At 51.2% G+C, this 15,208-nt stretch carries 11 protein-coding genes; 6 read left to right on the top strand and 5 right to left on the bottom strand.

What is annotated here, in order from left to right; translation table 11 throughout:
* Positions 1 to 6 precede the first annotated feature (6 nt).
* Entirely contained in the window at positions 7 to 1,620 is a 1,614-nt protein-coding gene (locus ACTJJJ_RS09850) for a RagB/SusD family nutrient uptake outer membrane protein (protein WP_426293946.1), read from the top strand.
* 155 nt (positions 1,621 to 1,775) lie between these two features.
* Here ACTJJJ_RS09850 and ACTJJJ_RS09845 read toward each other — a convergent pair whose 3' ends face one another.
* Positions 1,776 to 2,513, bottom strand: coding sequence for a DNA-formamidopyrimidine glycosylase family protein (locus tag ACTJJJ_RS09845; RefSeq protein ID WP_426293947.1), 738 nt, complete (start codon positions 2,511 to 2,513; stop codon positions 1,776 to 1,778).
* Between the two features lie 186 nt (positions 2,514 to 2,699).
* On the opposite strand from ACTJJJ_RS09845, the gene ACTJJJ_RS09840 reads away from it, so the two are divergent.
* Positions 2,700 to 3,863 (top strand): AI-2E family transporter, encoded by a 1,164-nt coding sequence (locus ACTJJJ_RS09840; protein WP_188928127.1) that lies wholly within the window; start codon positions 2,700 to 2,702, stop codon positions 3,861 to 3,863.
* Between the two features lie 63 nt (positions 3,864 to 3,926).
* On the opposite strand, the gene ACTJJJ_RS09835 is transcribed toward ACTJJJ_RS09840, so the two are convergent.
* Positions 3,927 to 4,934 carry a ScyD/ScyE family protein gene (locus tag ACTJJJ_RS09835; RefSeq protein ID WP_426293948.1) on the bottom strand — a complete coding sequence of 336 codons (1,008 nt, stop codon included), beginning with the start codon at positions 4,932 to 4,934 and terminating at the stop codon, positions 3,927 to 3,929.
* Positions 4,935 to 5,134: 200 nt separating this feature from the next.
* Here ACTJJJ_RS09835 and ACTJJJ_RS09830 point away from each other — a divergent pair, with 200 nt between their 5' ends.
* Together ACTJJJ_RS09830 and fdhA are read left to right on the top strand one after the other, a co-directional pair.
* Entirely contained in the window at positions 5,135 to 5,713 is a 579-nt protein-coding gene (locus ACTJJJ_RS09830; RefSeq protein WP_440701708.1) for an O-methyltransferase, read from the top strand.
* A 179-nt stretch (positions 5,714 to 5,892) separates the two neighbouring features.
* Positions 5,893 to 7,080 (top strand): formaldehyde dehydrogenase, glutathione-independent, encoded by a 1,188-nt coding sequence (fdhA, locus tag ACTJJJ_RS09825; protein ID WP_426293950.1) that lies wholly within the window; start codon positions 5,893 to 5,895, stop codon positions 7,078 to 7,080.
* Between the two features lie 60 nt (positions 7,081 to 7,140).
* Here fdhA and ACTJJJ_RS09820 read toward each other — a convergent pair whose 3' ends face one another.
* The 3 genes from ACTJJJ_RS09820 to ACTJJJ_RS09810 form a co-directional block, all read right to left on the bottom strand.
* Positions 7,141 to 8,034 (bottom strand): Nif3-like dinuclear metal center hexameric protein, encoded by an 894-nt coding sequence (locus tag ACTJJJ_RS09820; protein ID WP_188928135.1) that lies wholly within the window; start codon positions 8,032 to 8,034, stop codon positions 7,141 to 7,143.
* 142 nt (positions 8,035 to 8,176) lie between these two features.
* Positions 8,177 to 10,801, bottom strand: coding sequence for an ABC transporter permease (locus tag ACTJJJ_RS09815; RefSeq protein WP_426293951.1), 2,625 nt, complete (start codon positions 10,799 to 10,801; stop codon positions 8,177 to 8,179).
* Positions 10,802 to 10,804: 3 nt separating this feature from the next.
* Positions 10,805 to 11,125, bottom strand: a complete 321-nt coding sequence (locus tag ACTJJJ_RS09810) for a PadR family transcriptional regulator (protein ID WP_188928137.1) — start codon at positions 11,123 to 11,125, stop codon at positions 10,805 to 10,807.
* A 199-nt stretch (positions 11,126 to 11,324) separates the two neighbouring features.
* Between ACTJJJ_RS09810 and ACTJJJ_RS09805 the strand changes: the two genes are divergently transcribed.
* Together ACTJJJ_RS09805 and ACTJJJ_RS09800 are read left to right on the top strand one after the other, a co-directional pair.
* Entirely contained in the window at positions 11,325 to 12,218 is an 894-nt protein-coding gene (locus ACTJJJ_RS09805) for a LysR substrate-binding domain-containing protein (RefSeq protein WP_188928140.1), read from the top strand.
* A 105-nt stretch (positions 12,219 to 12,323) separates the two neighbouring features.
* On the top strand, positions 12,324 to 14,966 hold the full coding sequence (locus tag ACTJJJ_RS09800) for a DUF7133 domain-containing protein (RefSeq protein ID WP_426293952.1): 2,643 nt from the start codon (positions 12,324 to 12,326) through the stop codon (positions 14,964 to 14,966).
* The last annotated feature ends 242 nt before the right edge of the window (positions 14,967 to 15,208 follow it).

The raw sequence follows: 15,208 nt of genomic DNA, 5'->3' as shown, positions 1-15,208 counted from the left end.
ATACCAATGAAAAAAACAATGAAAAAAGCTCTGCTGGGCCTTTCGCTGCTGGTCGGCCTGGCCGCGTGTGATGTGAACAGGCTGCCCGAAACGAATATCAGCGACGACAGTTTCTGGACTTCCGAATCTGACATCAAAGCAGCCAATAATTACCTCTACACGTTCCTGCCGGGGTTTAATAATGACGATGTATGGTCTGACGATGCATTTGGGCTGGCCTCCAACACTGTGAGCGACGGGTCGAGACTCGCCCCAGCAACGGCGGGTGGAGACTACAACACCCCGTACAACCTAATCCGGGCGGCAAATAATGTTTTGGAAAAAGCGCCCCGTGCTGCCGTAACGCCTGCCGTGCTAGATCGTTATCTGGCCGAAGCACGTTTCTTTCGTGCATGGGGCTATTTTGGGCTTGTGCAGAAATATGGAAGCGTTCCGTTGATCCTGAAAACACTCGACGAAAATAGCCCTGAACTGCGCCAACCAGCCAGCCCGCGTGAAGCGATTGTAGATCAAATGTATGCCGATCTCGACTTTGCGATCGCCAATTTGCCTACGATTACCTCGCTTGGCAATCCCGATTACGGCCGCATTTCCAAAACCGCCGCGCAGGCATTCAAAGCGCGGGTAGCACTGTTTGAAGGCACCTTCGCGAAGTTCCACTCAAAAGGCGACGCTACGAAGCATTTGACACTCGCGGTGGCTTCCAGCAAAGCCGTGATTGACAGCAAGGAGCATGCGTTGTACGGCAACTATTTCGATCTTTTCCAGCTCGCGGGCGAGGGCCGTCAGAACAAGGAAAACATCATCGTGCGGCAATATGGGGTGTCGACCACCGAGCGCGTTGCGACGCATACTTATTACCGGGGTTCGCTGGAAAACGGGAATGTGAACCCGACCAAGTCACTGGCCGACTCGTATCTGATGAGGGATGGCCTGCCCCTAACCAAATCGAAATTGTGGACTTTACCCGACTCGTCCCACAAGGTATTCCGCAACCGCGACACCCGCATGAGCGCCACATTTATGAAGCGTGGGGATGCGATGATGACTACCAAGCCGATCTTCGACATTGCCAATCTTGTATTCAACAAAACCGGCTACATGTTCCGCAAATTCGCCAATGTGGACGACTGGAATACACAGGCCTCGACCATTGACCGCCCGTTGCTTCGCTACGCCGAAGTGTTGCTGATTTTCGCCGAAGCGTCCTACGAGCTGAACAATGCGGTTACGGATGAGGAGCTGGATATGTCGGTCAATCTGCTGCGGGAGCGTGGCCAGATTGCAAAATTGACCAATGCATTTGCCAAAACCAATGGTCTCGATTTACGCGAAGAGATCCGTCGCGAGCGCCGCGTCGAGCTGGCCCAGGAAGGTTTCCGCTACTGGGATATTATTCGCTGGAAAATCGCCGAAACCGAATTGGTAAAGCCAGTTTTGGGTAATTTCTATTTTAAGAGTGAATTCGCCGCAGCTACCGTTAACCTTACGCCGGATAACATTATCCTCGTCCAGGCTGCCAGCTTCCGCAAATTCGATCCTTTAAAAGATTATCTGTGGCCGCTTCCGATTAACGAAATAGCATTGAACCCGGAGCTGGCTCAGAATCCGGGATGGTAGACTTCCTGGGCGCTGGCATTGGATTCACGTCCAGCAGCCAGCGCCTATTTTTATCCCTTTCTCACCCTGAATGACTTCTTAAAAGCATGGGTCATTGGAACTGACTGTGGTTGAAGGTCGTCAACGAGTTGCTCGTGGAGTGGCAGGAGATGATATCATTCATACAGTCGCTGGCAATTCTCGCAAAAATAGCTGCGCCGTTTCGTACGCCCGAGGTACTCCTTGTGGAACGGAATGTCGCATCGAGGGCAAATCTTCTTAGTGTGCGCCAGCCAGTGTTTCTTTAATGTAAATTCCTTCTTCCATTCCAAAAAATCGAAGGCGTAGTTCCGGGTTTCCTTGACCATTTCCTTCAATTTGGCGTCGGGTATTTCTCCGAGCTTGCTGAGCGGGTGGAGCCTGATGCGGAAAAGGACTTCGTTTTTAATGATATTGCCGCTGCCCGCGAAAATATCCTGGTCCAAAAGGGCATCGCAGGCCAGCATTTTAGGCTTTTCCTTCAATTTCCTGAATGCAGATGAAGGCTTCCAGGTCTTGGACATAATGTCCGAGGACCAGTCGTAGATTTCATCGGCCGGTTGATCGATCAGTTTCACGGCCGATGCGTAAAAGTTCAGCTCGTTCTTGTCGAAAATAAGGCTCAGCCGCGGCGGAGTACTCTTTCGTTCGTCGATGAGGTATGAGCCGAAGAGCATAAAATGGATCCGGACGGTAAAATCCTCGAAGCAGATCAGGAAATGTTTTCCCCACGACCTAAAATCGGTCACTTTCTGGCCAATCAGTTGATCTTTATCAATCTTTGAATTACCCTCTGCGTACCGCACAGCCTTCCCTTTCAGCCCCAGGTCTTCAACAGCTTCTCTTAAAATAACAATGGACGGTCCTTCGGGCATAGTGCGTATCGTTTTTATGGCGCTATGCTAAAAATGTGCCAAAGGGAAGGGGAGGAAGGGGCTCTCCTTCCTCCCCTTCTTTATCTGGCATCATTCTTTTTATAATTGACAAACATCAACTACCATCAACCATGCGCGATTTCATTACAACGTAAACCTAACCTATCCACTACTGACACCGTATTTATGGGACTATTTTTCAAAAGCCGCAAGCACGAATCTGCACCGGAACTTCCCGAATGGCTCACGGCAAGGGACGGTTTTCCTTTTTACATCAAGGCGCCGATGGTACTTATCGGCCTCCATTTGTTCTTTTATATCCTCAATACCTTACAGGAGATCATCGTCCCATTTGCGTTCGCCGGACTGATCGCCGTGCTGCTTAACCCGGTCTATAACCGTTTTCAGAAATGGAGGTTCAACAAGGTCGTAGCCATCGTGCTCACGATCTTTCTGGCGATACTGGTTGTGGCCGGTATTATGTTTTTCCTGTCGTCGCAGATCGTTCAGTTCGGTGATATGATGCCGCAGCTGGAAAAGAAAGCAGTGAAACTGCTTGGTAATCTACAAGTTTGGCTCTCGACCAGCTTTGGCATTTCTACCGAGAAGCAAATGAGTATGCTCGACGAGGCAGTCAACAACAGCCGGATGTATGTGGGCAAGACGGTCAATACACTTTTCGGTATTATCAGCTTTTTTGTATTGATACCGCTCTATGTATTCCTTCTTTTGTTTTACAAGCCGTTGATACTCAATTTTATTTTTGAGGTTTTTGATGAAAACAATTCCGAGCAGGTGGCAGAAATCTTGCAAGAAACCAAGGGCGCGGTACAGAGCTACATTGTAGGGTTGATGATCGAAACGACGATCATCGCAACCCTTAACTCGGTCGCATTGCTCATTCTTGGAGTTGAGTATGCGCTGTTGCTGGGGGTGATCGGGGCGATCCTGAATCTGATCCCTTACATAGGAGGCATTATAGCGATCGCATTGCCCGTTCTTATTTCTTTCATCACAAAGGACGGATATACCACACCGTTACTGATCATCGGTGCGTACACAGTGATCCAGTTCCTGGACAATAATATTATAGTTCCACGGGTTGTGTCGTCAAAGGTTTCGGTTAATGCCTTGATTTCCATATTGGTAGTATTACTGGGTGGGACGCTGTGGGGCGTGAGCGGGATGTTTTTGTCGATACCGTTCGTGGCGGTATTAAAAATCATCTTCGACCGTATAGACGAGCTGAAACCATGGGGCAAATTGCTGGGGGATACCATGCCGGACGACCCGCCGGCGAAGGTTGTAAACCCGCAAGAGGCGGAGGACAAGCAGCAGACATTGCTTTAAAACAAGCAGGCAGGCATTCGATCATGAATGCCTGCCTGCCTTGGTTTTAAAGTATTTCAAAAATCAAAAATCCAGCTTCTTGATCGTGCCGTCGCCGAGGCTGAGAACGTAGAAAGTACGGTCTCCCCAGCGTTTGATATCTGTCGGGCGGTCCAGCCCGCTGAATAGCACCGCGCCATCCTCATTGAGCACCGAGCCGGTATTTGCCTTGAAGCCGGGAGGATTGCCCGGGCCGCCGGGAGGCATTGTAAAGTCGGCATAATGCAGCAGAAGCGGTTTGTTGTTAACTGTCAAAGTCAGGTGCGTTAGCGTTGTAAAGCCCGATTTATAGGGGACCATCACACCGCTCGTATTCACCTTATAGATATTTGCTGCCCCCGGAGAGAACGGAAAGCCCGTAAGGCTGCTCAGTACGAAGTGGTTACCATCAAAGACAATTCCGGTTGGAACCGGGTCCCTGTTGGGTGCCACGGGAGGGAAGGTGGTGAACAGGCTGAGCGTATGGGTATCCTTATCGCGCTTGATGACCGCGTTCGCACCGGCATCCGCTATGTAAAGATGTCCGTCCGGCCCCTTGGTGAGGCTGAATGCGTTCGAGTTGTTGTCAAACGTCAGATTGAGTGTGGATACGAAGGCGCGGATATTCTCCTTGGGTATCGTGTTCTTGGCAATGGCAGGGCTTCCTGAGCTAAAACCGGAGACGTCGATAATATAGAGGAAGCCTTCAACACCATGAAGCAAGTATATTGTGCCGTTTTCATAGTACAAATGGCTGATTCCTTCGACATTACCCTGGTTAATGATTGATTGGAAACCAGTTACGACCGTTGTCTTGACTCCCTGTGGTGTGATCATCACCAATGAGCCGTCGTTCTGTCCGGTACCGCCTTCGGTAACCCAGAACTGTCCTTTTTCATCGATAACCATTCCGATAGGTGCACGCAGGCCACTGGTAAAATTGCTGACGCTAAATTGGGTGGGTTCCGGAACCGGCTCACCGTGGTCGGTACAAGCTTCGATGGCGATCAGGGCTGCCATCAATGCAATTAAAGAGAGGAAATGCTTTTTCATCGCAGTTGAGTTTAGAGTGAATAGTGTAGAAAGGCAATTGTAGAAGTTGTGAGCAAAAGTAGGGGTTTGAGCTTCTCTACTACTGTGTAAATGCGTCATTATCAGGCGAATTTACTAACCGGTAAAGTTTGTGCCCGGATGCTTTTATATGTCACCAAAAATGGATTGTTTGCAAGACAAAATCCACCACCAAACCGCTCATGAACCAGGACATCCGCCAGCCGTTACCGGCCGCTTACCTTTCCATCGACGAGGCTACCAATGCCTCAGGTTTCACGATGGCTTCCGACATTCACACCTGTTCGTTACTCAAAACCCTCGCAGCCTCCAAGCCCGGAGGCAAGTTCCTCGAACTCGGCACGGGAACCGGTCTTTCCACAGCCTGGATCCTCGATGGTATGGACGCGCGATCCACGCTGGTCTCAATCGATAACGACGCCAGCTTTCTCGAAATCGCAGAAAACCACCTTGGTGGCGACCCGCGTCTCACCCTCGTTCATACCGATGGCGAAGCATGGGTGAATGCACATTTGAGAGAGAAATACGATTACATCTTCGCCGACACCTGGCATGGCAAATACCTCTTGCTGGATGAGGTCCTGGACATGCTCAATCCCGGTGCATTTTATATCATCGACGACATGCTTCCTCAGCCCAACTGGCCCGAAGGTCACGATCAGAAAGCATTGAAGCTCGTCGAATACCTCGACAGCCGTCAGGACCTGGCCATTACCAAGCAAGTATGGGCGACAGGCATTATCCTGGCGGTGAAGCTGTAAGCAATGCCGTTCTTTCCAATCATTTCCTGAAATCGCCCTCTGGCACAACCGGAGGGTGATTTGTAATTTTTTATGGTTTATGTAGGAGTAAATTAAGGGTTTTGTGGGCTTGACTTTGATAATTGTAAGATGATCTTGTAATGATCAAAGATTTAGTGCTAACCCTTAATTACTAGTTTATGTGTCAAAATCATGGAGTAGCTTACATCCGTCCCGGCGAGGTCGAGGTGCAGGAAATCGAGTACCCGAAGCTTGCTATCGGCAACCGGAAATGCGAGCATGGTGTTATTTTGAAAATCGTTTCTACCAACATTTGTGGTAGCGATCAGCACATGGTCCGCGGGCGTACGACCGCACCGGCCGGACTGGTGCTCGGGCACGAGATCACCGGGATAGTTATCGAAGCCGGCCGCGACGTCGAATTCATCAAAGTCGGCGACCTGGTATCCGTTCCTTTCAACATAGCCTGCGGTCGCTGCCGCAATTGCAAGGAAGGGAAAACCGGCATCTGCCTGAATGTGAACCCCGCGCGCCCGGGCGCTGCATACGGGTATGTGGACATGGGTGGCTGGGTAGGTGGGCAAGCCGAGTACGTAATGGTGCCCTACGCCGATTTTAACCTCCTGAAATTTCCCGACAAAGATCAGGGTATGGCATACATCGAAGACCTCACCCTGCTTTCCGATATCTTCCCGACCGGCTACCATGGCGCGGTCACTGCCGGGGTAGGGCCGGGCTCGATCGTGTATGTCGCAGGCGCGGGCCCGGTTGGTCTTGCGTGCGCGGCCTCATGCCATTTGCTCGGGGCCGCCGTGGTGATCGTCGGAGACATGATTCCCGAACGTCTCGCCCAGGCGGCCAGCTTCGGTTGCGAAGTCATTGACCTCACCAAGGACACGCCATTGGAACAAGCGATCGCTGAAATCATCGGTGTCCCTGAGGTAGATTGCTTCGTCGATTGCGTTGGGTTCGAAGCCCGCGGTCACGGTGCGCATGCCGTTGAAGAACGCCCTGCCACAGTTCTGAACACCGCCATGGCCGTCACCCGCGCCGGCGGCGCGATCGGAATTCCGGGCCTCTACGTCACCGGCGACCCGGGAGCCAAAGACAAAGCAGCCCAGGAAGGCAGCCTCAGCATCCGCATTGGCCTCGGCTGGGCCAAGTCGCACTCGTTTTACACAGGACAATGCCCGGTGATGAAGTACCACCGCAACCTGATGAACGCCATTCTTTACGATAAAATCAAAATTGCGAAGGCTGTGAATGTGGAAGTGATTACCCTACAAGACGCGCCGCGAGGCTATGCGGATTTTGATAAGGGTGCAGCGAAGAAGTTCGTGATTGATCCGCATGGGATGATTGTTTGATCTTTGTGCAAAAACAGAAAGCGGCTCCTGTCCTCAAAATTCAGGAGCCGCTGCTATTTCTCAAACCCACTGAAATGGGTCTCCCGACGCCACATGCGTCACCTTAATCCCTGAAATCTTCGGTTGCAACCATTCCACAAAATACTCCATCCCAGGTTCCTCGCTTACGGCGTGCCCGAGTACGATCAATGCCATTTTAGAACCCAGTAGGCGACCGTCCCGGGCATATTCTACACCTTCCCATTCGGGCGTCTCACCCACGATAAGCACATCCGGTTTTTCGGCCTCGGCGATGGATACTTGCCGCTGGCCGCCTGCCGCGCCGGGCATGATGGCGAGCTTGGAACACGGCTGGCTGAGGTCGCCGACGACGCGGAGTTTCTGGATGCCTAATTTGGTTTTGAGGTGCTTCACGAGGTCGCCTAATGTGGTGGCGGGGATGGTGAGCGCAGGAGATTCGTTTTTATAATACTGCGTCCAGCCGGCTTTTTTTACTACACCGTAGCGGATTGCGTCCGGTTTAAGGGAATGGCAGTAATCGTGGAAGCGCCAGACGGCGATTTTGTGCTTTTCGAGTAAGGCCTGCTTCTTTTTAACGATTTCGTTGCCTTTTACCCATTCCGGATCGTCCCGGTGATTATAGAAGGTCGGTTCGTGGGCGATGATGAAATTGGCTTTTAGTTTCGCTGCCTGTTCAATGACGCTCGCAGTGGCGAACATGGTGGTGACAATGCCGGTAACGGCCTGGTCGGGACTGCCGGATTTGATGGTATCGACAGTGTCGGGGATCGGTTTCAGGTTGCCTTCTTTGAGGATCAGGTCGATGATCTGCTGGACGGTATACGCCTTCGGTGCCTGCGCAAAGAGTGTTTCGGGCGTAAGGAATGTGAATGCGGTGGCGGATAATGCGGCCTGGCCAAGGAAGCGGCGGCGGGTTGGAGCGGGTGTTGTCATGAGTGGTCAGGAGTTGTCAGGAATAGTTTATCGAGAGTTATTTCAAGATTTCTCCCAATATAAAACAATTAATAAACACATCTGACTACCCATGTCCACACCTGACCATTCCTGACAATACATGACCACACCTAACCCAATATCACTCGCTCCTGAGCGACTTTACCGGGTTCATCAATGCGGCGCGAATGCTCTGGAAGCTGATTGTCGCCAGGGCGACCAACGCTGAAAGCAATGCGGCTGCGAGAAAGATCCAGAGATGGATAGGCGTTTTATAGGCAAAGCTTTCCAACCAGCGGTGCATGACAAACCACGCCAGCGGTGCAGCGATCACGAATGCAAGGGCAACCAGTTGAAGGAAATCTTTAGACAACAAGCCAACGATGCTCGCCACAGAAGCGCCCAGGACTTTCCTGACGCCAATCTCTTTGGTGCGCTGAACGGTGGCATAGGAGGCAAGTCCAAGCAGGCCCATGCAGGAAATAAAGATCGCCAGGGCGGCAAAGTTCAGGAAAAGTGCTTCGAAGCGCTCGTCGGCGCGGTATTGGCGGTCGTAGAACTCGTCGAGGAAGTAGTAGCTGAACGGTCTGTCGGGGTATTGGGTTTTCCATTGCGTTTCAATGGCTTCCAACGTTGCTTTCACATTGTGGCCATCCAGTTTGACTGATAACAGATCGCTGTTCCACGGATCGAGCATGCGGAAGGTGAGTGGTTTTACATTTTCCTTTAATGATTTGAAATTAAAGTCTTTAACTACCCCGACGATCGTGCCCTCACGGTCCCACTGACTGAATTTTTTGCCGATTGCCTCGCGCGGAGAATGGTAGCCGAGCAGTTTCACAGTCGCCTCGTTGACGACCAGCGCTTTGGTGCTGTCGGAAGTGAATTCGCTCGAAAATGGCCTGCCTGCTACTACCTTCAGGCCATATTGGGGAATAAAGTCAAAGTCAACGCGGTAAACATCCAGGGTTGCTATTTGCATCTCGCCCCGGGCGTTTTCGAGCTTCGAATGCGCCTGCGAGTTTGGCCCGCCAGGAACCGCAGAAGAGCCGGCCACGGATTTGACGCCGTTCACATTTTGAAGCATGGTTTTCAACGCATTGCGGCTATTTCCCGTGCCCGGCTTGATGACCACCGTCTGGTCTTTGGCAAAACCCAGCGCGTGGCTGCGCATGAAGTCCAGCTGGGAGTAGACGATCATCGTGCCGATGATCAAGGCGATTGAAATGGCAAACTGTATGGTAACCAATCCTTTTCGCAGCATAGCGCCGTTGCCGGTCATCGCTAATTTACCTTTCAAAACTTTGACAGGTTCGAATGATGAGAGCACCAGTGCGGGATAGATGCCCGAAGCCAGCCCGATAAATATGGATGCCAGGAATAAAATGCCGACAGAAAGTGGCTCCTGACCCAGCCCGCGACTGATCGTTTTGCCGGAAAGCTCATTAAACAGCGGGAGTAATGCCGCAGAAAGTATCACAGAAAGCAGAAAGCCCAGAAACGACATTAGCAGCGATTCAGCGATAAACTGCCGCGCGAGCAGCCACCTTCCAGCACCAACCGCCTTGCGCACGCCCACTTCCCGGGCACGTTCCAGCGACCGTGCCGTGGTCAGGTTAATGAAGTTGATACAGGCAATGAGCAAAATGAATATGGCGACGATCGTGAAAATGTAAATGTTCTCTATGCTGCCCGACTGTTCGGCCTCCCGTTTGGAATACAGGTAAATATCCCGAAGCGGTTCCAGCAGCAGGGTCATAGAGATGTTTTCCTGCTGCAACAGTCGGCCCATGTGGTTGTGCAGGAATGCCGGAAATTTTCGTGAAAGTGCGGCAGGGTCGGTTCCAGGTTGTAAAAGCAGGTATGTAGTGGTCCCGAAATTACCCCACTCGTCATTCACTGCCGTGTTGTAATGGCGCGTGTGGGTGGTCATGGAAAGGAACACGTCACCCCTCAATTGTGAGTTCACAGGAGGGTCTTGCATGATACCGGTGACCTGGGCAGCATCCCCATTGTCGCCCACAAGGAGCGTCTGCCCCATGGCTGGATGCGCTCCGAAGTATTTTTTTGCGGCACTTTCGGTCAATACTACGCTGAACGGTGCTTTCAACGCGGTTTTGGGATTGCCTTGAAGCAGTTTCAGGTCAAATACCTGAAAAATCGACGAATCGGCGAGCACCGTGTTCTCCTCGTTGAATTTGACATCACCTTTCCGGAAAAGGTAGTTCTCTTTACTAACCCTGGTAAATGCTTCTATTTCAGGAAAGTCATTTTGCAGGGCAGGACCAAATGGCCATGACGTGATGCTGTATTGCAAAGTGCCCGCAGAGGATTGGATGTCCGAAGAAAGCCGGTAAATACGGTCGGCCTTTTTGTTGAATGCATCATAAGTCAGCTCAAAATGTACATATAATGCGATGAGAAAGCAGGCGGTCATGCCCGCTGATAGCCCCAGTACATTAATAAAGGAGAACAACTTGTGCTTGACCAGGTTTCGGAAAGCGATTTTGAAAAAATTGCGGATCATGGCTGATTGAATGAATGCGGGTTGCGGATATTTTTCTGGTTTTTCCTTCAAGGTGAACGGGCGTATCAGCGAGATCACATCCCGCACGTAACGCCTGCGCGCCTCACGCGGCCCGTGTGTGCGGACACGCTGTGCGAAGAGTTCCAGCAGGTCGCCTTCCAGATCGTTTACCAGGTGCGAAGCGCAGAACCAGTGCAGGAGCCGGGTGGCCCATCGGGGCGGTTGAATAGGGGTGTTCATAGCTCAGGCGGGTTTAGGGATGGCGCTCCACATGCGATTGCGGATCTCGCGGATATTGTCCAGAGCCTTGGTACCGGCCATCGTGACGGTGAAGAACCGCTTGCTTCTGCCGCCACGCTCGGCGGTGGCTCCGCCCAGCCGTGACGACAGCAGGCCTTTCTCTTCCAACCGGTGCAATGCGGCGTGTACCGCGCCCAGATTTACCGACCGCCCCATTTGCTGCTCGATCTCATTGGTAATCGAAGCTCCGTAAGCATCGCTGGCCAGTATGGCGGTGGCGAGTAACACTACTTCTTCAAACTCTCCCAGATAGGTTCCTTTCATAGGGGTTTTATTATTTCTATAAATGTATAACAAATGGCGTGCCTATGACGGAAAATGCTCTCTGTTCGCTCCTAATACACTTTTTTTAAAAACACCATGTTCGAAACCGGACATCCCGTGCAAATGCCGGACAATGCGTGCGGCCATTTGTGCCGAAAGCCTTTTCTTTGCCTCAGCATATTCACCCAACTGTTAATTCATGGTTTTCGACTTCCGTTTGCAGGTTTTCCAGGCCGTAGCCCGCCGCCTGAGCTTTACCAAAGCCGCATCCGAGCTTTTTATCACCCAGCCGGCCGTCACCAAACATATTCATGAACTGGAAAATCAGTTGAAAACCAAGTTGTTTGAGCGGAGTGGTTCCAAGATCAGCCTGACAGCCGCGGGTGAAATCCTGCTGCATCACGCCGAGCAGATTTTTGATATTTACAGAAATCTTGAATTTGAAATAAACAGCCTTTCACAACGGACAAGCGGCAAATTAAGGCTGGGCGCGAGCACTACGGCCGCGCAGTACATTCTGCCACCCATCCTGGCGGCATTTCACCGCAAGTTTCATAATATCGAGGTCACGCTTACGACCAAGAATACCGAGGAAATCGAGCATGCATTGCAGCAAAAGGAGATCGACCTGGGTGTGATCGAGGGCTTTTCCAGGAATGCGGCTATTAAATATACCGAGTTTCTGAATGACGAGATCGTGCTGGTGGCCAATAGCAAAAACCCGCTGGCCGCGACAGGCGTGATCAATGCCGCCCAATTGCGCGAGATACCCTTGCTGCTCCGCGAGCCCGGTTCGGGCACGCTGGAAGTAATCGCGCACGCATTAAAATCGATCGGATTGGGGCTTGGCGATTTGAATGTCGAAATGCAGCTCAGCAGCAGTGAAAGTATGAAGTTGTACATTCTACATTCCGACAGCATGGCGTTCATTTCCGTCCATGCGGTTCTGAAAGAACTGCAGAGTAAGGAGTGCCGCATTGTGGATGTCGAAGGGCTCTCGATCGACCGCCACTTTCATTTCACGACGCTGCACGGCCAGCAGGAGGCTTTACCCGAGCTTTTCATGCGTTTTGCCCTCTATCAGCGCAAATAGGGCTTTTTTTTAGAGTAGTTCTGACCTGCATCCTATTTTAATAATTTGTGTACTGTACCAATTAATTCTCGTTGAGAGGGTTGAATTATTTTTGTTAAATTATTTATGTTAAAAATTACATTAAGTGTGTCGGCGTTCCTGCTCATGCTGTGGACGACGACCAGCACCCTTCAAAAAGAAGAAAGGTCTGAACTCCGGACCCTGACCCGGGCTGACTCCCTTCCTAACGCGTCTGCTTGGCCGGCAGAGCTGAATCTAACGCATTTCGCTGGCCATGATCTTACTCCAAGCCCGGCTTGTCTGGCCGTAGCGCCAACTGGTGAAGTATTTGTCGGGGTCGATATGATCGGCTCTTTAGGCAAAACGCCCGGTAAAGGCAGTATCGTGCGGCTTGTCGATACCGATAATGATGGCAAAGTAGACCAGCATACTACCTTTGCGATGCTGGACAATCCCCGCGGGATCATTTCTCAGGGAGATCAGGTGTTTGTTTTGCACACCACTTTTTCCAAAGAAACCGGCAAGGCCTCCGGAATGGACCTGGTTGTTTTAGAAGATAAGAACCACGACGGTGTGGCCGACGGCCCTGCCAAGCCACTTATCCAGAATGTATGCTCGCCCAAATTCCTTCAAAGCCGGGGCACCGACCACGCGACCAATGGTATCCGCATGGGGATCGATGGGTGGATCTATATTGCCGTGGGAGACTTCGGTTTTCATGATGCGGTTGACCGCTCTGGTAAAAAAATGACCCAACTCGGCGGCGGCATTGTGCGTGTACGCCCTGACGGTACAGAAATGGAGGTATATACCCATGGATTGCGAAACATTTATGATGTGGCGATTGACCCGTATATGAACATTTTTACCCGCGACAATACCAACGACGGCGGCGGTTGGAATATCCGTTTCAGCAACCAGATCCAGTCGGGCGAATACGGCTATCCGGTCTTGTTCAAGAATTTTACGGAAGAAATCATTCCTGCATTGATCGACCTCGGCGGAGGCTCGGGGACGGGTTCGCTTTTTATGGACGATCCGAACTGGCCCACCAAGTATAACCGTGTTCCGATGATGGCCGATTGGGGCCGGAGTCAGGTCTATGTGCACCGAGTAACGCCGGATGGGCCTACTTTCCAACAGAAAGAGGAGGAATTTATCAAACTTTCACAAGTGACAGACCTGGATATCGACGCCTCGGGGCGCGTGTACCTGGCCGCCTGGGATGGTGCCGGTTATTCGGGTAATCCGGGCAAGGGTTTCATTACGCGCGCAGTGCCGAAAGGATGGCAGTACAAGGCTTTTAAAGATATCAGCAAATCGCCGGTAAAGCAGCTGGCGTCATTACTAAGGTCGGAAAGCGCTGTGCAGCGCTTGGCAGCACAGCAGGAACTGCTGAAACGCCCGGCAAAGGATGCGGCGAAAGCGGCCTGGGCTGTCGCGGACGACAAGAAGGCTCCCTTATATGTACGCGTAGCGGGTATGTACACCTATGCGCAGGCGGCTGGGGCGGACGGGATCGATAACCTGGCGAAACTGGCGTCGGAAACCGATATGTGCGAATATGCATTGCGCGCGCTGGCCGATCGCAAACCTTATGTATCAAAAGTGGCGGTTGATCCGTTCCTGAAAGCGCTGGAAAATGGCAACGCCCGTGAGAAACTGGCAGCGGCAATCGGCTTGGGCCGTTTAGGCAGACCGGAAGGCGCACAGGCATTGCTTAAGGTGAAAGTGCCCGGTTCGTTTGTTGCGCCGCCAAAAGGAAGCGAAGGGCCTCATGCGACGCCTAATTCGGCTATCGTAACTCCGCATATCGCCGTCCGCGCACTCGTAGCGTTGAATGCGGTGGATGCCTGCGTGAAAGCAGTTGGTACCGAAAATTCGACGATCGCATTATGGGCATTGCGTTATATGCACGATTCCAAGGCAGTTGACGGACTTATCGCGGCTTATGGGAAGACCAAAGACAAGGCATTAAAAGACCAGATATTGACAACATTAGGAAGAATCTATAAAAAAGAAGCCGACTACGATGGTTCATGGTGGTGGAGCACGCGCCCGGATACGCACGGACCGTATTATAAAGCTGTTGAATGGGAGTCTTCGGCAAAAGTGAAAGACTTTTTGGTGAAAGAATGGAACAATGCCAGCGATAAAGAGTTTTTTGCCGACCTGAATGGACGCAACCGCATGGGTATTACCGAGTTCGGCGGGGAAGAAGTGGTGGCAGCCAAAGAGGAAATAAAAGTTGACCTTGAAAAAATCCGCAACAAAAAGGGACAGGTAGGAGAGTCGTCGATCGAAGACGTAATGCTGGCCATTGCCAAAATACAGGGTGATCCAGCAGCAGGCCGAAAACTGTTTACAAAGCAGGGCTGTGTTGCCTGCCACAGCCTGAGCCGTAGCGAGGTGATGAAAGGGCCATTCATGGGCCAGATAGGCTCGATCATGAACCGTGAACAAATTGCAGAATCGATTTTGAAGCCCAATGCTTCTATTTCTCAGGGTTTCGCATCGGTGATGATCACCACAAAAGGCGACAAAACCTACATGGGATTTGTTTCGGAGGAGTCAGCTGAAAAGCTGGTAATCCGTGACATTACCGGTCAGGTTAATACGATCAAGGTCGCAAATATTGCCTCACGGAAGGAGATGGAAACATCTATGATGCCTCCTGGATTGGCCAACGAGCTATCTTATGAAGAGTTTGCGTCGCTGATCACTTTCCTTTCTCAACAGAAGAAATAGAAAGGGATAATACTACCTAAAAGCCGGCTCGTAACCACGACGCCGGCTTTGTTTTTCTTTACAATCCTCACTACTAACTAATGAAAGCTCAGGTTGCGATTTGGTAGGATTTCGACGTAAAAAGTGCGAAGTCGACAAAAATCGACGAATTTTTTCGTGATTGTAACCGTTTTTTTGCGTCATATGCAAAATTTGCGGTAAATTAGTAGTCTGATAGAAGTAGTTGGAAGTTGTTGAGTTAC

The sequence above is a fragment of the Dyadobacter sp. 22481 genome (assembly GCF_052044875.1).
Classification (GTDB): Bacteria; Bacteroidota; Bacteroidia; order Cytophagales; family Spirosomataceae; genus Dyadobacter; species Dyadobacter endophyticus.
This window is presented reverse-complemented; position numbering and strand designations above follow the sequence as displayed.